Genomic DNA, 20,146 nt, shown 5'->3' on the forward strand with positions numbered 1-20,146 from the left:
GAGCCCTCTACTTCAACCGCACCAGCCGCGTCGTCGAGCTCTCGTCCAGCTCGACGACGTCGCCTCGGGAACGCAGGAAGTCGCTGAACGACTTGAACCCCAAGGACTTCTCGCTGAACGACGGGTCCATCCGCTTCATCTGCGCCTTGACCGCCGAGTTGTGCAGCCAGTCGGCGTCGTCCTTCTCGAGGCCGATCTGCAGGGCGCGCTGAAGCAGTGCCGTCGCGGCGGCCTGCGGGTCGGGTGGCTCCGGTTCCTCGTTGTCGGCGGGGCGCGCCGCACGCCTGCGCTTCTTCGGCGGAGCCACCTCGGCCTCCGCCTCGGCGGGTGCGGGTTCGGGTTCGAAGACGGGCACGCCGGGCAGCGCGTCGTAGATGACGAAGTCGTCGCACGCCGCGGCCAGCGACCGGCTCGACGAGCCGGCCACCCCGATGCCCACCACGTACCGGCCGAGCCGCTTGCAGCGCTGCGCGAGCGCGATGTAGTCGGAGTCGCCGGCGACGATCACCACGTGCGTCAGGTCGGGCAGCCGGAACATGTCCTCGACCGCGTCGACGGCCAGCCGGATGTCGGCGCCGTTCTTGCCGTAGGCCGCCGCCGGGAACAGCTGCACCAGGTCGACGGCGCGTCCCACCAACTGCCCGCGGTAAGCGGCGTTCAGGTCGGCCGACCAGTCCGCGTAGGCCCGGGTGAGCACCAACGTCCCGAACGACGACGCGAAGTCGATGATCGCACCGACGTCGACGGTGGCCCTGGCGAGCCGGTCTGGATCGAGGCCGTTGGTCTTGTCGCGCTGAAAGGAGTTGCGACCGTTCACCTGGTCGTAGCGCGAGATCACGATGTTGTCGAAGTCGAGGTAGACCGCGACGCGGGTGGCGTCTGACTCCGTCATGGCCTCAGTCTTGCCCATCGGGGTGGGCACGACACAATCCCCGGGATCACACGGAGCGCTGGCGCATGCGGGCCCGTCGCACCGCTTCCTCCACGAGCCGCTCCGCGACGAGCTTGAGCTTGACGTTGTCGGCCTGGCTCATGCGGGTGAGCCGGTCGAACGCCTCCTCCGCGGTGCCGCCGGAGCGGCTGCGGATGATGCCGACCGCCTGATCGATGACTGCACGGGTGCTCAGAGCACGCTGCAGCCGGTCGGTGCGTTCCTGGGCCGACGCGAGCAGCTGCGCGTTGTAGACGGACACCGCGGCCGGGCCGGCGAACTGCGCGCCCAGCTGCACCGCATGCTCGGTGAACGCGTCGCGCTGGTAGGCGTACGCGTTGATGGCCCCGATCACCTGGTCGGCGATCATCAGCGGCAACGCCAGCACCGAGTGCACGCCCATGCGGGCCACGTGTCCGCCGAAGTGCGGCCAGCGAGGGTCACACCCGATCGACCCGCTGACCGCGGGGCGGTGCGTCTCCATGCACGTCACGCACGGCCCCTCCTTGAGCACGTCGTGTTGCAGCGCGTCGATGTCGCAGACGAACTGCGGGGTGGCCGACCAGGCTTGTGCGTGCGGTGCGCCGCACTTGGCGTCCACGAGGGTCACGCCGGCGCCGTCGACACCGGGAATGGCCTGCACCGCGAACTCGGCGACGTCATTGAGCAGGTCGGGCACGGCCCTGCCGCCGGCCACGATCCTGGCGACTCGGCTGAGGCCGAGATACAGATCGACCTCGTTGGCCTCGACCTGCGCGGGTGACAGATCCGCCCCCGCGGACACCGTGCGACCCGGCTGGGCGTCGTACTCGGCCATCCCCCTCCTCCCCTGGGGTACGGCGGTACGATGACCGCCGATCAGCGCCATTGAGCACCTTTGTGATGGCCGAATCTACTCGCAACCAAACCTGGGAGGGCCTCGGCGCGCTCGAATCGCAGGGTTGCGCTTAGAGGACGAGCGGCATCGCATGGGCGCGCCGAAGCTTGCCCGACGGCGTTTTGGGGATCATCCCCGGCTCGAGGACGACGACATTGCGCGGCCGGACGTCGACCTCGGCGACCACCTCGTGCGCCACCTGACGCTCGATGCGGCGGACCTCGTCGGCGTTGTCGTACTCCTTGGATTCCACGGCAACCGCGAAGGTCTCGCGCGACTGCCCGGCGTTCAGCCGCACCGCGACCGCGCAGCCCGACCGGACACCGTCGACCCGGGCCGCGGCGCGTTCGATGTCGGTGGGGTAGACGTTGCGCCCGGCCATGATGATGACGTCCTTGACCCGTCCGCACACCACGACGTCGTCGGTCTCGGTGAGGTAGCCCAGGTCGCCGGTGTCGTACCAGCCGTTCTCGTCCTGCGCGCCGATGAAACCGGCGACAGTGGTGTAGCCCTGGGTGACCGGCTCGCCCCGGACCTGCAGGACGCCGACGGCACGGTGCGGCAGGACGCTGCCGTCCTCGGCGATGACGCGGATCTCCAGTCCCTTGAGCACCCGGCCCAGCGACACCAGCCGGCGGGTATTGCCCCTCGACGCGGGGACGGCGCGGCCTAGGGCGGCCAGCAGATCGGCGTCCACCTCGTCGATGACCATCCCGCCGCCGGACTCCGAGAACGAGACGGCGACGGTGGTCTCAGCCATGCCGTAGGCCGGGAGGATGGCTTCCGGACGCAGGCCGAACGGCGCTCCGGCATCGACGAGGTCCTCGACGTCGGCGGGCTCGACCTGCTCGGCGCCCGACAGCGCCCAGCGCAGCGAAGACAGGTCGAACTGGCCGGGCGTGGCCTGGCGGCGCAGCCGCTTCGCGAACAGCGTGTAGGCGAAGTTGGGCGCCGCGGTCATGGTGCCCTTGTACTTGTCGATGAGCTTGGCCCACAGCAGGGTGTCGCGCAGGAAGTCCATCGGGGTGACCTTGACCAGCTCCGCGCCGAAGTACATCGGCACGGTCAGGAAGCCCGTCATGCCCATGTCGTGGAAGCAGGGCAGCCAGCTGACGATGACGTCGGATTCGGGCGCGAACTCCGCGCCGACGAACATCGCCTCGGCATTGGAGACCACGTTGCGATGCGTGATCTGGACGGCTTTGGGCGAACCGGTGGAACCGGACGTCAGCTGCATCAACGCCAGGTCGTCCTCGTCGGTATCGACGGGGTCGATGGGGTCGCCCTCAAGCAGCTGCTCGATGGTCACGGCGTTCAGTCCGAGCTGGGTGAGCAAGGGCATCGCCGGCATGAACGGATCGGAGACGACGATGGCCGTGGCGCCGATCATGTCGATGACGGCGGTGGTTTCCTCGGCCCAGCGCTGCAGGTCGGTGCGAGGGGTGGGCTGATGCAGCATCGTCAGGCAGGCGCCGCGCATCCAGATGGCTTGCGCGGTGGGGGCGATCTCGACGGGTGCGCCGGCCAGTACCGCGACGGCGTCACCGTGCTGGACACCGGCAGCGGCCAGGCCGCCTGCGATGCGCCGGGCGCGTTCGTGGACCTGCGCCCACGTGTGGCGGACGGGAGCATCCGGTTCCCCGGTGACCATGCCCCTCGGGCTCGAGTGGGCGTTGCTGAACATCGTTTCGGTAAATCTGCTCACGACAATCCTCTTGGCTTCGCCGCCATTGCGGCACGTGTGGGAATCATGCAGTGATCAGGCGCTTTCGAGTTCGAGCGCGCATGCACGAGGGGGAGTGAGCGTTGGATTCGCAGCCAAGGGCCTCATCATTCCGCGTGCACAACCGTTCATTAGGTCGGCCTACGTCGGAATGCAGAGCGGGCGCTCTCAGCGGGGATTTCTTAGGTCGCCGCTGTGACGGGTCCGGGTGGCTGGGTCGTCAACCGGGTATGACGGTACCGCGTCCGCGGCCAAAGCCGCACCATTGAGCGTCGAATCGAGACGTTCAGCTGTTTGCGTGGGACCGCAACCACGCCAGAATCTGCGGCGTCTGCGGGTCTACGATGTCGTCGAAATCGTGGCGCTTCTTGACGTACCCGGCGACCATCGGGCACACCGCGACGATGCGCAGGCCGTCGGCGCGCGTTGCCGCCAGTGCCTCGCCGATCAACACGGTGGCGAGACCGCGCCCGCCGTACGCTTCGTCGACCTCGGTGTGGTGGAAGACGCGCTGCCCGTCGCGCTCGGCAAAAGCCGCGAGGCCCACCGTCTTTCCCTCCACGCCGATGTTGAACTCGTGGGGTTGCCGGCTGATGGTGACAGGGGCTCCGGTCTTGTCCGTCAGCGTCATGGCATTCCCTTCCGCGGCGAGTGGTCGACGCAGCCGAGGGTACCCGCGGCCTCGTCGTCTTACGATGCAGCGATGGCTGACTACCGTGCGGTCTTGGCCGCGGTGAACGCCTTGGGCGCGAACCAGCGCGACCAGGCACTGGGACTCGCTGCCGTGGGCACGCGTCTGGCCGCCGTAGAAAAGGGCTTGGCCGCCGTGGAAACAGGCCTCGCGGACTTTCGGCAAGAGACCCGGGGCACTCTCCGATCGGTCGATGAGCAGCTCGCCGAAATCAAGGACCTGATCATCGGTCGGTGACGGGCCAGAAAAGTCGCGCAGAGGCGGGCAATCGGACTCATGGTCAGGCGACCGGTTCGGCCCCGCCCAACCGTAGCGCCAGGCCCGACGCCCGCACCGCCCGCCGCTCGATGGCCGCGCGCACCTCGTCGGCCGACCCCACCACCCGGACCTTCGCCTTCGCCCGCGTCACCGCGGTGTAGAACAGCTCCCGCGTCAGCAACCGTGAGTCCACCGGCGGTAGCAGCACCGTCACCTCGGCCGCCTGCGAGCCCTGGCTCTTGTGGATCGTCATCGCATGCATCGTCTCGACCTCCGACAGCCGGCTGGTCGCGAACGTCACCGGCTCCTCGGCGCCCGCGATGACCGCGCGCAGCCCGTTCGGGCCAACCACCGTCACGCCGGTGTCGCCGTTGTAGAGGCCCAACCCGTAGTCGTTGGCGCTGACGAGCACCGGCCTGCCCGCGTACCAGGATGACCAGATCGGTTCGCCGGTCGCCTCGGTGAGCCACCGCTCCACCTGACGGTTCCAGTGCTGCACGCCGTGCGGCCCGCGCCGGTGCGCGCACAGCAGCCGGTGCTCGGCCAGCGTCCGCAGTGCCGCGCCGGCGTCGCCGAGCACACCGGCCTCGCGCAGCCGAAGCGCATGCGGCTGAAGCACTTTGCGCAGTGCGGCGCTCGGATCCTCCGCGTCGATCCACTCGATGTGGTCCCCGCCGGCCCGCAGCACCTCGATCGCCAAGTCCGCCTCACCGCCGCGGATCGCCGACGCCAGCGCGCCGATCGACTCGCCGAAGCGGTGCGACGTCCGCAGCTCCGCGATCCGCACGTCATCCCGGCCGCCGAGACCCTCGACCAGATCGGCCAGCACCGCGCCCGCCTCCACCGACGCCAACTGGTCGGGATCGCCCACCAGCAGCAGCCGCGCCTCCGGCCGCACCGCCTCCAGCAGCCGGGCCATCATCGTCAGCGACACCATCGACGTCTCGTCGACCACGATGACGTCGTGCGGAAGCCGGTTGCCCCGGTGGTGCCGGAACCGCGACGAACTGTCCGGCCGGCTGCCCAAGAGCCGGTGCAGCGTCGTGGCGTGCAGCCCGGAAAGCCGTTGCCGGTCAGTGGGTTCCAGCGCGTCGATCTCGGCCTGCACGGCCTCCTGCAGTCGCGCCGCCGCCTTCCCGGTGGGGGCTGCCAGGGCGATGCGCAGCCGCGACGACCCCTCAGCTGCCAGCAGCGCCAGCAGCCGCGCGACCGTGGTGGTCTTGCCCGTTCCCGGCCCACCGGTCAGCACCGTGAGCCGTTGCGACAGCGCGAGCTCGGCGGCCTGGCGTTGTTCCTCGTACCCTGCAGGGAACAACCGATCCACGTCGGTCGCCGCCGCCGCAGCGATGGATCTCATCGCGAGCAGGTCGTCGGCGACTTGGCGTTCCTCGCGCCAGTACCGGTCGAGGTAGAGCAGCTCACCCTGGGTGCGCAGCACGTGCGGAGCCGCGAGCAGCGGGCTGGCCGCGACGGCCGCGAGCCAGTCCTCGGCGGCGGGCCAGGGCAGGTCGGGGACGTCGACCTGCGCCTCGAGCAACCGCAGGTCGACGCACACCGAGCCGCCCCGCAAGCCGCGGACCACGAAGGCGACGGCGAGTGCGACCCGTTCGTCGGTCTCGGCCACCATCGCCGTGAGTCGTTGTGCGACAAGGACATCCGACGAGTCGATCACCCCGGCGTCGTTGAACGACTTCAACAGTCCAGTTGCGCCCGCTGCCCGGCGCCAGTCGGCGGCGTCCACCGTCTCGACCGAGGTCACGCGGCGGCCCTGCCCGCATCGAGCAGATCGGACACCGCAACGATCAGCGCCGTCGGCGGCTGCCAGTCGAACACCCCGGCGGGATGCCCGTCGACCACCGGGGTTTCCGGGCCGCACATGCCGCGCACGAACAGGTACAGCACGCCGCCGAGATGACGGTCGGGGTCGTATCCCGGCTGTCGCCAGCGCAGGAACCGGTGCAGCACAACGCTGTACAGCAACGCCTGTAGCGGATAATCGGAGTGCAGCATGGCCTCCACCATTCGGGATCGGCCGTAGTCGGCCGCCGTGAGTGGCTCGTCGCCGTCGCCGAGCCAGTTGGTCTTGTAGTCCACGACCACGTAACGGTGCCCGGGACCGTCGGGGATCCTCAGCACCGCGTCGATCGACCCGCTGAGGTAACCCCGCAGCGGTTGGTTGCCCAGCACGTCGCTCATCAGCCGGTCGGCGTACGGCGCCAACGGATCGCTCGCCGCCAGATGCTTCCGCACCAAGTCCCCGACGTCCGCCAGCCGGATGTCCGGCGCGGCCGCCCTCAGATCGCCACCGGCGAGCGGAAATTCGAAGTCCAACTCGCGCAGCCGGTCCGGCAGTCCGATCTGGCGCAGCGTCAGGTCACCGGCCAGTGGTCCCAGCGGGGTGTCGTGCATCGGCACCAGCGCCGCGGCCAGGTCGGCGGCCGGGACGTCGACCGGCCACCAGACCAGCTGCTCGCGGATCTGCGCCTCCAGCTCCGCGGCGAGGTCCTGCGCCAACGGGTCGGCCGTCTCCAACACCGCGTGCACCAGGGTGCCGAACTTCGCGCCGGTCGGAAGGTCGGCCATGGGCGACGGGACGCTCGGCCCTGCCGCCGGCTCCACCAGCGGGATGTCGGCTACTTCGTCGTCGAGCTCGACGACCTCGGGTTCGCTTGTCACACCGGGTGTTTCGGTGACGCGGATCAGCCCCGAGTAGGAGGTGCGCCGCCACGTGGTGTCGATGGAGCGGTGGAAGTGCCGAGCGTCCAGGTTGGCCGGGACGGGGTCCGGCAGCACCGCGGGTGCGGGGGTGAGCACCGACTCCTCGAGCACCGGCCCGCCGGCGTCCGCCCACTCGCGCAGCCGGGCCATGGCGTCGTCATCGCTGATCTTGGCGGGCACGCAGCGATCGGGCACCGTGGCTTCGCCGGGCCGACGCCCCCGCAGCAGCCGCGACAGCCCGCCGTTCGGCTCGTCGAACGCCGGCGACCACCACGCCACCACCTGGGACTGGGCACGGGTCAGCGCTACGTAGGTCAACCGGCTGTCGTCGCCTGCGGCTTCGGCGCGGCCCAGCTTCTCGACCTCGTGGTAGTCGGCGCTGTCCTTGCCGCCGACGTGCAGGCACCGGGTGTCGCCGTCGTGGAACAGGATCAGATCGCGTTCCTGCACATTGCGATTGAATGCGAACGGCAGGTACACGATCGGATACTGCAGGCCCTTGCTCACCCACACCGTCATGATCTGCACGGCCGCGGCGTCGCTGTCCAGCCGACGGTTGCGCTCCGTGCTGCCACCGCGGTCGTCGCGCTCGGCGCGCAGCCAGTCCCGCAGCGCGGGCAGCGTGAAGTGCTCGCGGTGCGCGACGTCCTGCAGCAGCTGCGTCATGTGAGCGAGGTCGGTCATGTGGCGCTCCCCGTCGCGCCACGACAGCACGCGGCCGCTCATGCCGCGCAGTTGGGCGGCTTCGAAGATGGCCGCGACGCCACGCTCGCGGGCGTGACCGGCCCACTCGCGCAACGTCTCCGCGATCCTGTCGGTCAGCGCGTCGCCACCGGCCACCAACGTCTCGGCGGTCTCGCCGAAGAACATCGTCGCCGCGGCAGCCCGCACCACGCCCGCACGATGCGGCTGATCGAACGCCTCCAACAGCGCCAGCCAATCGTCGGCGGCCTCCGATTCGAAGATGTCGGAGTCGCCGGTGTAGACGCACGGTATGCCCGCGGCGGCCAATGCCCGCTGGCAGGCGCGCGCGTCCTTGTGCTTCTCGACGATCACCGCGATGTCGCGCGCAGCCACCGGTTTGCCGTCGAACGTCGCGCCGCTGCCCAGCAGCGCGCCGATGTCGTTGGCCAGGTCCTTGCCGATGTGGGTGCGCAGGTCGTCGATGCTCAGGTTCTGAATTCCGCGGCGGCCGAACGTCGCCCGCTGCACCACCCGCAGCCGGAACGGCTCGCCGCGCGGGGCGCCGACCAGCCGGGTGCCCCGATGGTTGGCCTCCACGTCGTGCACGACGATCGCCGGGTTGCCCAGCTCGGCGCCGCGCAGTACCGCCTGCAGCCGGTCCACCAGCGCGGCGTCGCTGCGCCAGTTGGTGCCCAGTGTCTTCTTGTTCCCTGCGGTCTCGGCGGCCCGCAGGTAGGTGACGATGTCGCCGCCGCGGAACGCGTAGATCGCCTGCTTCGGATCGCCGATCAGGATCACCGTCGACCGGTCGCTGAACGCGCGGTCGATCACCTCCCACTGCACGGGGTCGGTGTCCTGGAACTCGTCGACCATGACGATGGGCCAGCGTTGGTGCATCCGGACCCGGGCTGGCGACTGCTCGGCCACGAGCGCCTTCGCCAGCCGCGTCAGCAGGTCGTCGTAGCCCAAGATCCCCATCCGCCGTTTGCGTGTTTCCAGCTCGGCGAGAACGTGTTTGGCGAAGTCGATGCACACCGCGGCGCGCGAGTCGGGCTTCGGGTCGATGGGCCGCAGCTCGGTCGCGGGATTGTTCACCACCTCGCGGGCCAGCTTGAGCGCGTCGTCGTAGGACAGCTCGGGGTCGTCGCGCTGCTGCCCGAAGTGGGCGAGGTAGAGGTCGTCGACGATCTCGGTCACCAGGTCGTTGAGGCTCTCGACCAGCGTCACCCCCGCATCGGAGTCGCCCGCAACGCCCAGCGACTTCAGCACCAGCTGGCAGAACTGGTGCGTGGTGGCGATGGTCGCCGCATCGAACCCCGCAAGGGCGTCGCGCAGCCGTTGCCGCCGCGCCGCATGGTCGGCGTCGCTGCCCTCCAGCAGGTAGGCGACCAGCTCGTTGTCGCCGGCCAGCGAAGGATCGTCGAAAGCGGCTGCCGCCTCGGTGATTTGAGCCCTGACCCGTTCGCGCAGCTCCTGGCTGGCGGCGCGGCCGAACGTGATGAGCAGCATCTCATCGAGCGTCGCCGCGCCCTCGGCGACGTAGCGCGTCACCAGCCCGGCCAACGCGAAGGTCTTGCCGGTGCCGGCGCTGGCCTCGAGCACCGTGGTGGAGCCGGCCGCGGGTAGCGGGTCCCTCAGGTCGAAGCGGTCCATCAGTCCCGGCTCCGATCCGCGCGCAGCATCGGCAGCCACAGTCGTGCCGCGTACGCACCGAGCCGGTTGTTCTCACCGTCGTACTCCTCGCCCTGCCGGATGGGCTGCATGAGGTCGGTGAGCGGTGCGCCGCGGCCCCACGCCCGCACCTGTGCGCGGTCCTGATCCTCGGCGGGGTAGCGATCGTTCGACTTCCACCGGTACGTCGCCGCCTGCTGCGGGTCGTCACCGCTGTCGCGGGCACACGCCCAGGCGTAGGACGTCTTGATGGGCAACGGAAGTGGCTCGCGCCTGCCGGCGTCGTAGATCGCGACCAGCTCCCGCAGCACGTCGACGGCCGGTTCCTGCGGGCGCCCGATGCCCTCCTGGCGCGGCGTGGTGCCGCGCTTCGGCCGGCCGATGCAGACGGCCGACCAGTCGCGCCGCGAATCGCGGGCGAACAACGCCAACAACGGAATCCACGACTCCAGCAGGTGCTTGCCGTCCAGCCGGGAGTAGGTGACCGAGACCAGCCGGTCGCCGAAGACGGGGGACACCGTGCCGGTCAACCGGCGCCCCGCGCCGAGCTCGACGTCGACGTCGTAGGCCTGCGCGGTCGTGTTCCGGTACCGGCGTGCGGCCGTCGCCAGCAGGTCGGATTGGTCGCGCAGCTCCGTTGCCTTGCGCCAGCCAAGTTGGCCGGGCGGGAGCGTGCCGCGCCGCCACTCGGCCTGGCGCGCCTGGTCGGGTGTCATGCCGCGCAGCATGTCGGTGAGCATCCTGTCGCCGACGGTCCATTCCTCCAACGCGTTGATGTCGACGGGCATTTCGTCCTCGACGCCGTCGACGTCCCACGGCAACGTGTACTCCAGCGCGCGGAAGAAGCCCTTCACCGGATCCTTGAAGAACGCGACCAGATCGGCGAGTGCGACGTCGTCGGCAGGCAGCGGCGGGAGCGGACCGGAGATGAACTTGGGCTGCTCCGAGCGCTCGCGGGCGCTGGCCCGCGCGGCCCGCAACACGGTCGAGTCGAACGTGAACGGCACCTCGGGCACCAGACGCCCGGGGATGACGTTGCGGATGTCGAAGGGCTGCAACGGATGTCGGACGACGATTCGGTCGCGGACGCACTCCTGCGTGGTGGCGTCCAGTGTGTCCAGCAGCTCGGCCAGTGGCACCGCAGGCGGACGGGGCTGACCCGAATAGGCGTTGGCGCCGGTGTAGGTGATCACCAGCTTCTCGGTCGCCGCGCCGATGGCGTCGAGCAGCAATTGCCGGTCCTCCGAACGGATGTCGCGCTCGCCGGTCATCGGGTTGCGGGCCAGCACGTCGTCACCGTCGACGACGCCCCGCCGCGGATAGACGCCGTCGTCGAGGCCGACGAGGCACACCACCCGGTGCGGCACCGAGCGCATCGGCACCATGGTGCACACCGTCAGCGTGCCGGTGCGGAAGTTGGCACGGGTCGGCCGGCCCGCGAGGTGACGTTCGAGCAGCGCCTTCACGTCCGGCAGCCGCATGATCGTGCAGGCCCTGGCGCCGGCGTCGGCCAGCACGTCGCCGAACTCGCGGTCCATCTGGCTGGTCTGCCAGGCGTCGGCATCGTCGATCCGGGTCAGCATCGTGATGCCGTCGGTCAGTGCCGCCAACCAGTCCCGCAGCGGGCGAGCACCGGTGAGCGAGGACACCGTCCGCTGCAGGCGGTCGACGAACTCGGCGAGCTGCCCGGCCAGCTCGACGCGGTTGCTACTGACGTCGTCGAGCGGCAGCGTGGAATCGATCCACGCGTGCGCGTCGTCGGACATCGCGACGCCGGCCAGCACCCGGTCGATCCCGAAACGCCAAGTGTTGTGCACGAAGTCGACGCCGTAAGGCCTGCGGTGCTCCTGGTCGAATCCCCAGCGGACGTTGGCTTGACGCACCCAGCCGGTGACGTCCTCGAGGTCGTCGTCGGTGAAGCCGAACCGCGCCCGCACCGGAGCGGCCTGTGCGAAGTTGAGTACCTCGCTGGCCGTCACCCTGCTGCCCGCCAGGCTCAGCAGTTGTGTCGCCACGCCGAGCAACGGGTTGGTCTGCACCAGTGAGCGGTCGGCGAGACGCATCCGCAACTGGTGGGCGGGGTGTGCGCCGTGCAGCACGTCACCGAGCCCGAAGTCGGCGTTGATCAGCGGCGCGTAGGTCTCGATGTCGGGGCACATCACCAGGATGTCGCGGGGCTCGAGCGTCGGATCGTCGGCGAGCAGGCCGAGCAGCACCTCCCGCAGCACGTCGACCTGGCGGGCCGGCCCGTGACATGCGTGCACCTGCACTGACCGGTCGCGCGAGGCGAGCGAACGACCCTGTGCCCGAACGGAATTGGAGGCGATGTCGGATTGCAGCCAACCCAGCAGCGTGTCAGGGTGGTCGCCGCCGTCGAGGTGCTCGTCGGTGCGGACCTCGGCGGGCAGCCCGCGCTGCAACTCGCGCAGATCCCGGCCAAGCGTGGCCAACAGGGGATGGCCCACCGAACGGTGGCTGGTGTCGTCGCGACGCGGAATCGCACCGTGCAGGCCGCCAAGCGTGCGCCACAACGCGTCGCTGGGATGCGGCAGCCAGAGGTGCAGATCGTGGTGGGTGGCCAGCGCCGCGATCAACTCGATCTCGGTGCAGGGTAGCCGGGTGTGCCCGAACAGCGACAGCCGCGGCGGCAGGTCAAGAGGTGATTCCCGAAGGCGCGCAACGGTCTTCTGCTGCCGCACGTGCGGCGGATCGGCTTGCACGCGGTCGGCCAGGGCCCGCCACAGCGGTGGCTGCCAGTCGACGTCGCTGGGCAGATCCGCGTTGCCGTCCAGCCAGTCGACGAGCAGCGCGGGCCGTTGGCTGGCATACGAGGCGAACAGCCCGGCGATGCGGCGCGCCACCGCGTAGCGCCGCCCCAGCCGCAGCTCCTTCTCCTCGTCGCTGGTTTCGAACCGGCCGAGGTGGGTGGCCAGCGTCTTGCACCACGGTTCGTCGAGGCTCTCGTCGATGACCTCCAGCAGCGGCCACACCATGGCGTCGGGCGCCCACGGGTCCTCATCGGTGGTGCCGGTGATCTCGGCGAGCAGGGAGCGCGGGTTCCGAAACTCGACGCCGGCACACACCCCGTCGGCCCCGCTGCCGCGACCCAGGACGTGCGATAGGCGCTGGCTGAGCCACCTCTCGACGCCGCGCGCGGGAACCAGGACCAGCTCCGTGGCGAACGGATCGTCGAGGGGTTGGGCGAGGAGGGCACCGAGACCGTCGGCCAATAGATCCGTGCGCTCGCCGCGGTGCAGGTGCAGGGCCATCAGTCGCCACGATAGGGCGTGCGTGTGACACGGTGAGGGAATGCCGGAACAAACCGCCACACCGAAGCTGACCGAACGGTTCGACGAGGCACTGGGGTACGCCTCGCAACTGCATCGGACGCAGACCCGCAAGGGTGGCGACATCCCGTACCTCGGCCACCTGCTGTCGGTGGCCAGCCTGGTCATCGAAGGCGGCGGCACCGAGACGCAGGCCATCGCGGCGCTGCTGCACGACGCGGCCGAGGATCAGGGCGGCGAGGCGACGCTGGCCGAGATCCGGGAGAAGTTCGGTGACGACGTCGCCACCATCGTCGGCGAGTGCAGTGACACCTTCGAAGAGCCCAAGCCACCCTGGCAGGAGCGCAAGAAGAAGTACGTCGACCATCTCGGCTACACGTCGGAGGCCACCATCCTGGTGTCGTTGTGCGACAAGGTCGACAACGCCAGGGCGATCCTGCGTGATTACCGCGACCTCGGGCCGGCGCTGTGGACGCGGTTCAGCATGCACGACCCGCAGCAGCACCTCTGGTATTACCGCTCGCTGCTCGACGTCTACCGGGCCCGGCATTCGGGGTGGCTGGTCGACGAACTCGGGCGGGTGCTGGACGAGCTGGAAGGGGCGGTCGCCGCGGCGCCGAAGACGTAGGGACTTTGCCGGCAAAAGACCTGGTAGTGCGGCCGAGGCAGGTCTACCCTCGAAGTATCTCAACGATGAGGGGAGATGCGATGAAGGGCGCGCATCACGATCCGGTCGATCATTCCCGCACGACGATGCCGCATGCCGGCGAATCGATGATCGACACGCTGTGGTTTCCGGGACTGATTTTGATCGCCATTGGAATAGTGGGCCTCGCCGGCATCGTCGCCGCCGCGGCGTACGGAAACTCCCAGTGGGTGCTTCCGCTGGCGTTGGTGAGCGGGGCGGTGGTCACGGCGGGCTTTGGATTGATCACCCTGGAGCACCGCAGGGTGAACCGCATCGAACGAAGTTGGTTGGTGGAGCACCCCGAGCTCGACACGCATCACCGCGCCAGCTAACCCGGTGTAGCGGAAATCGAGTAGCCGACTACTCACGCCTCGGCCCGTCGGTGGGTCGACGATTGAGTCATGTTCACCGACCTTGACGCCTACGCACCGACCGTCGGCCACCGCGGCTGGACAGGCCGCTGGCACAGTCGCGCAGCAAATGCCGACGTGGCCACCGCCGTCGCCGACCGCTCCGGCATCCGAGTCGCCGTCCGCACGGCCCTCGCCACGCTCGTCTGCACGCTCATCGACTGGACGGAACGCGAGGACGGCGGCAACTACCCGCTTCTCAACGCCGGCGAGTGCGGCGGCTGCGACCGCCATCCGATCGCCATCACCAGCACGGCCTTCAACCACTCCTGGGCGGTCGACGTCGACGTCAACGGAAGCGACGACCCGTTGACGACAGGCGACCCACAGGGTCTCCCGCCCCACGTGGCCCGGGTCTGGAACCGGTACGGCTTCGCCTGGGGCGGCGACCACGGGCACCGGCGGGACTGGATGCACTTCGAGTTCATGGGCACGCCGTCGGATGCCATCGAGCTGGCGCACGCCGCGCTGCGCGACCTGGCTCCGAGCGGGTGCGACCACTGTGGCTCGTATGAGCCGACGGGCTAACCCGCGCCGGCGATTTCCGCTGGGAGCCGGTCGATTCCGGCCCGAATCGCCTTAAGCGCGTCGTCGCGGGCCTTCAGCTTGCTGGCCAGGTGCGCCTTCACGTGCAGTGTGGCGGCGGCTTCGGCAGCGACCTGTTGGGCCCTCGGTAGGACGTTCTCGGCCTCGACGATCTCGTCGAGCCACCCGGCTGCGACGGCCGCGTCGCCGGAGAACGGCGTCGCCATCGAGACGGCGCGTTGAAAAGCCGTCCGCGTCAACCGCATTCGCATGACCTCGATGGCCGAGAGCGGCAGCGTCATGCCGATCGCCACCTCGTTGGCCTGGCAGCGCGTCTTCGGCGAGCCCACCCGATGATCGCCGGACAGCAACATGAACCCGCCCATCGCGATCGCCGGGCCGGTGGCGGCGATGATCACCGGCACCGGGAACGTCAGCAGCCGGATCGACAGCTCGATGCCACCGGACAACATCGCCAGCGAAGCGGCGGCGTCGCCCGAGGCGAACACGCTCAGATCGAACCCGGCGCTCAGCACCCGCGAGTTGCCTGCCAGCACGATGGCCTTGACCTCGCCGTTCTCGGCGGCCTTCGCGGCACGGTCCAATGCCTCGTTGATGGTCTGCTGCATCGCCGGCGACAACACGTTGACCTTGCCGTCGTCCAGCGTGATCGTCGCGACCGACTCATTCAGCTCGTAGTTGACCGTGCTGCTCATCGACTCTCCCTCGAGTGCGGATATCGGAGCCGATGTTACTTAACGCCGTTATTCAGCGACGGGAGCCGTCGCTCACCCCAGGCTCGCGTGGTGACGCCCCGCGGCACCGTTCTTCTCGATCCACGGGAAGTCCAGCTCCGTGGTCTGATCGAATTGCGTTGTGCGCCAACGGTCCTGAGCTTCCTCGACCGCACGGTTCATCCGGTCGATCTCGGCGCGGAACACGTCGGGTCTGGTCTCCTTGGACGCATAGTGGAAGTAGGTGAGCACCGTGCGCAACAGTTCGAGCTTCTGCTTCTCCCGCTTCGCCAGGTCGTGGGTGGTCATCAGCTCGAGGCGCTGGACGGGCTGCAGCGTCGCCCAGTCCAGGCACACCTTGGACTGGAACTCCTGGCGCTTGTTCCAGAACCGCGAACCGCCCTTGTTCTTGCCCTTGTCCTTGTCTGGCCGCGGGTGGTCGAAGTACGTCAGCGTGCCGTCGAAGCGGGACCGGATGGACCCGCCCAGCTGTTCACGGCTGATCGCCGAATCCCACACCGTTCGCCATTCCTGCCCGGGCGCGAGGAACGGAAGTTCGCTGGGGAGGTCCAGTTCGGCGACGTCGGGTTGCCTGTCGGCGACGTTGTCCTCGTAGATGGCGACGGTCGGTGGGTTGGTGAACTCGAAGCGCACGTCGTGGGCAGCGGTCTGGCCGAAGTTCCGTACGACGAGTTCGATGACGTGCCAATCGGCGGCGTGCGGCTCCATGAACATCGCCACCTGCGGTCGGATCTGCTCGGTCTTGACCTGGCGATTCTTCTTGATCTGGCGATGGGCGTAGAAAAGTACGACGACGCCGAGCACGACCGCGGCCCATGCCGCGATTGCCAGCCAACTTCCAGATCCCAGGTTGCTCAGATCGCCCCAGCGATCGCTCATCCAGTCCACTGCGCCCTCGTGTGGTCGATTGGTTTGCTCAGACCCTAGCGCTTCGCTGGCAGATCCGGAAACACTGGCCAACTCAGTTTGCTGGCGGTCCGCCCAATACGGTACCGCGCACGGTCTCCTGGTGCTCGGTAACCGGTCGGCTCAGGACGCGACGTCCGCGAGTTCGGCGGGCATCCCGGCCGGTGCCGCAGTGGACGCGACCAGGCGCTCACCGCGGGCCAGCCAATCCTGGTCGGACCACACGATGCGCTCGGGTAGACGGCCCCAGTACTCGGGATGCGCGCGCAGATAGACGTCGACGCTGGCGTGCACATGGGCGTCCACGGGGAGCCGTCGCAGCGGGAGGTTGCGGGCACTGCCGGCCAGCGCGTCGGTCTGGCTCGGTGCGGATGGCACGGCGGTCTCGTCGGCCCCCAGCAGTCCACCCGCCGCGACAGCGCCATCGAGGATCCAGTCGAGCGCGATGCGCGCCAACGGCTCGCACGCGCCCGCGCCGCCCGCGACGTCGCGGTGCCCGCCGCGGAACCACACTTGCTCCACCCGGTCCGATGGCACCCGAACCGACCGATGGCCGAACGAGCCGCCGTCGACGGCCACTGCATGCCGCCCGGCGACCACGTTGTGCACCGGCGCCGTCGGCGGCGTTGGCAGGGCCGACGGTCGGAGCGCGTCCCACAGTCCCAGATAGGCAACAGGGATGGCCGGTTCACGCCCGCTGTTGAGTTCGGTGGCCAGTCGCGTGACCCGGGCCCACTCCGGTGCGGTCCGTCGAGTGCGGGGCAAGCCGTAGGCGGAGACGACGTAGTCGACCAATTCGTGCCACCGCGACGGCAGGATGCCGACGGTCCCCAACAACCGGGTCAACGCCTGCGCGCAAAATCCGCCGCGGCCCGCGCCGAACACCAACAGGCGGTCGCCGGGCTCGAAATTCCGGACGACGAACGCGTACCCGTCGCCGATCGTCGCTCGGGCTTCGGCGACCGCGTCGCGTTGCCGGGCCCGCCGCGGCGTCCCGGTGTGATGCCAGCCGACCTGGTCATCCGACTGCTCGAGCAGCCCAAACAGTGCCGTCGCATTGGTGTCGCCGCCGGTTCCCGGCTGATGGCGAATCTGGTCGAAACACAGCACGACGTTCTTCAACGCGCGACCCCCCGGGCGCAGGAATTGACCACTTCGACGGTTCAGTGTCCCAACTGAACTTCCCCGTGTCTGCGGATTGAGCAACGAAAGCGCACCCAACGCCACGGTTCCTCACCGAGCACGCGTGGCGACGACGGAATCAGTCGCAGTTGGCGCCTAGAGCGGGGCGCCGTCAGCCGCCCATCACCATGCGCCACTGATCCAGGTCGTTCGCGCGGTACACGTAGTTGGTGCGGCGCACCTCGGACAGCGATGCGCTCGGCTCAGCCGAATACCAATGTCCGGGAAACACCGTCGGATTGCCCGGCAACTGGGCCAGGGCCTGCAGGCTGCGGAACATGTCGTCGACGTTGCCGCCGGGAAAGTCGGTGCGGCCGCAGCCCTCCAGGAACAGTGTGTCGCCGGCGACGAGCTTTCCGTCGAGCAGGAAGCACTGGCTGCCCGGCGTGTGGCCCGGGGTGTGCAGTAACTCGATCTCGACGGCACCGACGCTGAGCTTGTCGCCGTGCTGGTGCGAGGTGAGGTCACTGAGCGGAATGCCCGTGATGCGTGAAACCCAGTCCGCCTCATGGGAATTCACGTGCACCGGCACGCTGACGCGCTCGAGCAGCTCGGCCAGGCCCTTCAGCTCGAAGCCCATCATCGAGCCGCCGACGTGGTCGGGGTGATGGTGGGTGGCGAGCACGCCCGACAGGTGCATGCCGTCGGCTTCGAGCGCGTCGACCAGCTCGTTGGCGGCGTAGGCGGGGTCGACGACGACGCAGTCGCCCGTCTCCCGGTCGCCGATGAGGTAGGAGAAGTTGCGCATCTGCTGGGCGATCATGTCGTCGACCGCGAAGTCGCGGCCCGACAGCAACTGCCGGAAGTACAGCCGATCGTCATCTTCTTGGCGAGCCATGCGCCAAGACTAGGTGCTCTTCCGAGGCCGTCGCGGGTCGGTCCGTGAGCAGCGGTTTGGCGAGCGAAACCGCGAGAATGTACCCTCTTTAAGGCCCACGGCGCAGGCGATGTCCGAGCTGGGGGTCAGGCCCCCTTAGCTCAGTCGGTAGAGCGTTTCCATGGTAAGGAAAAGGTCAACGGTTCGATTCCGTTAGGGGGCTCGGTGGACGCCTGGCTAAAGGCACCCGGCATGGCGGTGTAGCTCAGCTGGTTAGAGCGCACGACTCATAATCGTGAGGTCGGGGGATCGAGCCCCCCCACCGCTACAAGACGACAACGCGAGAACGAAGAAGGACGAGAACGTGGCCTCAAGTACTGACGTACGGCCCAAGATCACCTTGGCGTGCGAGGTGTGCAAGCACCGTAACTACATCACCAAGAAGAACCGCCGCAACGATCCCGACCGGCTGGAACTCAAGAAGTTCTGCCCGAACTGTGGGACGCACCGGGCGCACAAGGAATCGCGTTAACGGACGACCCATGAGCTTCGGCTCAGGGTCGACCGGTTAGGTGACTGAATCCGTGTCGTTGTCTCCGAACATCGTGGGGATGCACTTCCGCTACCCCGACTTCTACGAGGTCGGCCGCGAGAAGATCCGCGAGTACGCCGTCGCCGTCAAGAACGACGACGAGGCGTACTTCGACGAGGCCGTCGCGGCGAAGCTGGGCCATGACTCGCTGCCGGCGCCCCTGACCTTCATCTCGGTCTTCGGGTACCAGGCGCAGACGGCGTTCTTCGCCAACGCCAACATCGGCATCACCGACATGCAGATCGTTCAGGTCGATCAGGAGCTGAAGATGCTGCGGCCGATCAAGGCCGGCGACCGGTTGTACTGCGACGTGTACGTGCACTCGGTTCGGCAGGCGCACGGCACCGACATCATCGTCACGAAGAACATCATCACCAACGACGTCGGCGACGCCGTGCAAGAGACGTACACGACCCTGGCGGGTCGTTCTGATGACAGCGGAGAGGGCTTTTCCAATGGCACTGCGTGAGTTCAGTTCGGTGAAGGTGGGTGACGTCCTTCCCGAGAAGGTCATCCCATTGACCAGAGCGGACCTGGTCAACTACGCCGGCGTCTCCGGAGACCTCAACCCGATCCACTGGGACGACGAGATCGCCAAGCAGGTCGGCCTCGACACCGCGATCGCACACGGCATGCTGACCATGGGTCTTGGCGGCGGCTACGTGACGTCGTGGGTCGGCGATCCGGCCGCGGTCACCGAGTACAACGTCCGCTTCACCGCGGTCGTGCCGGTTCCCAACGATGGCGTCGGCGCCGAAATCGTGTTCAATGGACGTGTGAAATCCGTTGAGCCCGAGTCCAAGTCAATTACCATCGCGCTGTCGGCGACCACCGGGGGAAAGAAGATCTTCGGCCGCGCGATCGCGACCGCGAAGCTGGCGTAGCCGTGGCACTCAAGACTGACATTCGGGGCATGGTCTGGAAGTACCCGGACACGTTCGTGGTGGGGCGCGAACAGGTCCGCCAGTACGCCGGGGCCGTGAAGGCCAACGATCCCGCGACGCTCGACGAGGCCGCGGCAGCGGAACTGGGCCACGACGCCCTCATCGCGCCGCTGACCTTCGCGTCGATCTTCGCCATCCTGATCCAGAACCACTTCTTCAAGCACGTCGACGTGGGTCTGGAGACCATGCAGATCGTCCAGGTCGATCAGAAGTTCCTCTTCCACCGGCCGATCAGGGTCGGCGACGCGTTGACCGGCACGATGCACGTCGAAACGGTCGACGAGCGGTTCGGCGCCGACATCGTCACGACCCGCAACGTCTGCGCGGAACTGGACGGCACCGTCGTGATGGAGTCCTTCACCACGCTGATGGGCCACGAGGGCGACAACTCGATCCAGGCGAAGTGGGACCCGGAGACCGGCCAGGTCATCCGAACCGCGGTCGGTGCGGATTAGTAAGTCGGACCAGGGCCGCTGTACACTGGGTC

19 protein-coding genes and 2 tRNA genes are annotated in these 20,146 nt (G+C 68.5%); 10 read left to right on the forward strand and 11 right to left on the reverse strand.

Features of this window, described 5'->3' with window-relative positions:
- Positions 1–7 precede the first annotated feature (7 nt).
- The 4 genes from N536_RS0126930 to N536_RS0126945 all read right to left on the reverse strand — a co-directional run bounded on the left by N536_RS0126930 (position 8) and on the right by N536_RS0126945 (position 4,162).
- The gene (locus tag N536_RS0126930) at positions 8–892 is read right to left on the reverse strand and encodes an NYN domain-containing protein (RefSeq protein ID WP_029116451.1); all 885 of its coding nucleotides are present in this window, start codon (positions 890–892) and stop codon (positions 8–10) included.
- A 46-nt stretch (positions 893–938) separates the two neighbouring features.
- A complete protein-coding gene (locus N536_RS0126935; protein WP_029116452.1) occupies positions 939–1,748 on the reverse strand; it encodes a GAF and ANTAR domain-containing protein in 810 nt (269 codons plus the stop codon).
- Positions 1,749–1,878: 130 nt separating this feature from the next.
- Entirely contained in the window at positions 1,879–3,513 is a 1,635-nt protein-coding gene (locus tag N536_RS0126940) for a fatty acyl-AMP ligase (protein WP_029116453.1), read from the reverse strand.
- A 304-nt stretch (positions 3,514–3,817) separates the two neighbouring features.
- The gene (locus tag N536_RS0126945) at positions 3,818–4,162 is read right to left on the reverse strand and encodes a GNAT family N-acetyltransferase (RefSeq protein WP_029116454.1); all 345 of its coding nucleotides are present in this window, start codon (positions 4,160–4,162) and stop codon (positions 3,818–3,820) included.
- A gap of 72 nt (positions 4,163–4,234) precedes the next feature.
- Between N536_RS0126945 and N536_RS39595 the strand changes: the two genes are divergently transcribed.
- Entirely contained in the window at positions 4,235–4,459 is a 225-nt protein-coding gene (locus N536_RS39595; protein WP_036437709.1) for a hypothetical protein, read from the forward strand.
- 43 nt (positions 4,460–4,502) lie between these two features.
- Here N536_RS39595 and recD read toward each other — a convergent pair whose 3' ends face one another.
- From recD to recC, 3 genes are read right to left on the reverse strand one after another with little or no spacing between them, the layout of a single operon-like run.
- Positions 4,503–6,239, reverse strand: a complete 1,737-nt coding sequence (gene recD / locus N536_RS0126955; RefSeq protein ID WP_081809392.1) for an exodeoxyribonuclease V subunit alpha — start codon at positions 6,237–6,239, stop codon at positions 4,503–4,505.
- On the reverse strand, positions 6,236–9,535 hold the full coding sequence (gene recB / locus N536_RS0126960) for an exodeoxyribonuclease V subunit beta (RefSeq protein WP_029116457.1): 3,300 nt from the start codon (positions 9,533–9,535) through the stop codon (positions 6,236–6,238). Before recB ends, recD begins: the two co-directional genes overlap by 4 nt.
- A complete protein-coding gene (gene recC, locus N536_RS0126965; protein WP_029116458.1) occupies positions 9,535–12,822 on the reverse strand; it encodes an exodeoxyribonuclease V subunit gamma in 3,288 nt (1,095 codons plus the stop codon). The genes recB and recC overlap by 1 nt, the downstream gene beginning before the upstream one ends.
- A 40-nt stretch (positions 12,823–12,862) precedes the next feature.
- Here recC and N536_RS0126970 point away from each other — a divergent pair, with 40 nt between their 5' ends.
- The 3 genes from N536_RS0126970 (at position 12,863) to N536_RS0126980 (ending at position 14,466) form a co-directional block, all read left to right on the forward strand.
- Entirely contained in the window at positions 12,863–13,468 is a 606-nt protein-coding gene (locus N536_RS0126970; protein ID WP_029116459.1) for an HD domain-containing protein, read from the forward strand.
- Between the two features lie 80 nt (positions 13,469–13,548).
- The gene (usfY, locus tag N536_RS0126975) at positions 13,549–13,860 is read left to right on the forward strand and encodes a protein UsfY (RefSeq protein WP_029116460.1); all 312 of its coding nucleotides are present in this window, start codon (positions 13,549–13,551) and stop codon (positions 13,858–13,860) included.
- Between the two features lie 69 nt (positions 13,861–13,929).
- Positions 13,930–14,466 (forward strand): M15 family metallopeptidase, encoded by a 537-nt coding sequence (locus tag N536_RS0126980; protein ID WP_029116461.1) that lies wholly within the window; start codon positions 13,930–13,932, stop codon positions 14,464–14,466.
- On the opposite strand, the gene N536_RS0126985 is transcribed toward N536_RS0126980, so the two are convergent.
- The 4 genes from N536_RS0126985 to N536_RS0127000 all read right to left on the reverse strand — a co-directional run bounded on the left by N536_RS0126985 (position 14,463) and on the right by N536_RS0127000 (position 18,144).
- A complete protein-coding gene (locus tag N536_RS0126985; RefSeq protein WP_029116462.1) occupies positions 14,463–15,179 on the reverse strand; it encodes a crotonase/enoyl-CoA hydratase family protein in 717 nt (238 codons plus the stop codon). The two genes, N536_RS0126980 and N536_RS0126985, sit on opposite strands and share 4 nt — an antisense overlap.
- A gap of 72 nt (positions 15,180–15,251) precedes the next feature.
- The gene (locus tag N536_RS0126990) at positions 15,252–16,106 is read right to left on the reverse strand and encodes a hypothetical protein (RefSeq protein WP_029116463.1); all 855 of its coding nucleotides are present in this window, start codon (positions 16,104–16,106) and stop codon (positions 15,252–15,254) included.
- Between the two features lie 141 nt (positions 16,107–16,247).
- Positions 16,248–17,246 carry a DUF2235 domain-containing protein gene (locus N536_RS0126995; protein ID WP_029116464.1) on the reverse strand — a complete coding sequence of 333 codons (999 nt, stop codon included), beginning with the start codon at positions 17,244–17,246 and terminating at the stop codon, positions 16,248–16,250.
- A 172-nt stretch (positions 17,247–17,418) separates the two neighbouring features.
- Positions 17,419–18,144 (reverse strand): MBL fold metallo-hydrolase, encoded by a 726-nt coding sequence (locus N536_RS0127000; RefSeq protein WP_029116465.1) that lies wholly within the window; start codon positions 18,142–18,144, stop codon positions 17,419–17,421.
- A 129-nt stretch (positions 18,145–18,273) separates the two neighbouring features.
- Between N536_RS0127000 and N536_RS0127005 the strand changes: the two genes are divergently transcribed.
- From N536_RS0127005 to hadC, 6 genes are all read left to right on the forward strand, one after another.
- Positions 18,274–18,346: transfer RNA gene (locus N536_RS0127005), tRNA-Thr, on the forward strand.
- A 31-nt stretch (positions 18,347–18,377) separates the two neighbouring features.
- Positions 18,378–18,451 (forward strand) — tRNA-Met (locus tag N536_RS0127010).
- A 36-nt stretch (positions 18,452–18,487) separates the two neighbouring features.
- Entirely contained in the window at positions 18,488–18,655 is a 168-nt protein-coding gene (rpmG, locus tag N536_RS0127015; RefSeq protein WP_011558336.1) for a 50S ribosomal protein L33, read from the forward strand.
- Positions 18,656–18,707: 52 nt separating this feature from the next.
- Positions 18,708–19,184 (forward strand): (3R)-hydroxyacyl-ACP dehydratase subunit HadA, encoded by a 477-nt coding sequence (hadA, locus tag N536_RS0127020; protein WP_029116466.1) that lies wholly within the window; start codon positions 18,708–18,710, stop codon positions 19,182–19,184.
- Positions 19,171–19,599, forward strand: coding sequence for a (3R)-hydroxyacyl-ACP dehydratase subunit HadB (gene hadB / locus N536_RS0127025; protein ID WP_029116467.1), 429 nt, complete (start codon positions 19,171–19,173; stop codon positions 19,597–19,599). Before hadA ends, hadB begins: the two co-directional genes overlap by 14 nt.
- Positions 19,600–19,601: 2 nt before the next feature.
- The gene (gene hadC, locus N536_RS0127030) at positions 19,602–20,114 is read left to right on the forward strand and encodes a (3R)-hydroxyacyl-ACP dehydratase subunit HadC (RefSeq protein ID WP_029116468.1); all 513 of its coding nucleotides are present in this window, start codon (positions 19,602–19,604) and stop codon (positions 20,112–20,114) included.
- Positions 20,115–20,146 lie beyond the last annotated feature (32 nt).

It is taken from the genome of Mycobacterium sp. URHB0044, from assembly GCF_000620625.1.
Taxonomy (GTDB): Bacteria; Actinomycetota; Actinomycetes; order Mycobacteriales; family Mycobacteriaceae; genus Mycobacterium.

What these genes read in the sequence shown, in the direction of transcription:
- N536_RS0126930 (WP_029116451.1), bottom strand. Translation starts at nt 892, where the DNA reads ATGACGGAGTCAGACGCCACCCGCGTCGCGGTCTACCTCGACTTCGAC.
- N536_RS0126935 (WP_029116452.1), bottom strand. Translation starts at nt 1,748, where the DNA reads ATGGCCGAGTACGACGCCCAGCCGGGTCGCACGGTGTCCGCGGGGGCG.
- N536_RS0126945 (WP_029116454.1), bottom strand. Translation starts at nt 4,162, where the DNA reads ATGACGCTGACGGACAAGACCGGAGCCCCTGTCACCATCAGCCGGCAA.
- N536_RS39595 (WP_036437709.1), top strand. Translation starts at nt 4,235, where the DNA reads ATGGCTGACTACCGTGCGGTCTTGGCCGCGGTGAACGCCTTGGGCGCG.
- recB (WP_029116457.1), bottom strand. Translation starts at nt 9,535, where the DNA reads ATGGACCGCTTCGACCTGAGGGACCCGCTACCCGCGGCCGGCTCCACC.
- recC (WP_029116458.1), bottom strand. Translation starts at nt 12,822, where the DNA reads ATGGCCCTGCACCTGCACCGCGGCGAGCGCACGGATCTATTGGCCGAC.
- N536_RS0126970 (WP_029116459.1), top strand. Translation starts at nt 12,863, where the DNA reads ATGCCGGAACAAACCGCCACACCGAAGCTGACCGAACGGTTCGACGAG.
- usfY (WP_029116460.1), top strand. Translation starts at nt 13,549, where the DNA reads ATGAAGGGCGCGCATCACGATCCGGTCGATCATTCCCGCACGACGATG.
- N536_RS0126980 (WP_029116461.1), top strand. Translation starts at nt 13,930, where the DNA reads ATGTTCACCGACCTTGACGCCTACGCACCGACCGTCGGCCACCGCGGC.
- N536_RS0126985 (WP_029116462.1), bottom strand. Translation starts at nt 15,179, where the DNA reads ATGAGCAGCACGGTCAACTACGAGCTGAATGAGTCGGTCGCGACGATC.
- N536_RS0127000 (WP_029116465.1), bottom strand. Translation starts at nt 18,144, where the DNA reads ATGGCTCGCCAAGAAGATGACGATCGGCTGTACTTCCGGCAGTTGCTG.
- hadB (WP_029116467.1), top strand. Translation starts at nt 19,171, where the DNA reads ATGGCACTGCGTGAGTTCAGTTCGGTGAAGGTGGGTGACGTCCTTCCC.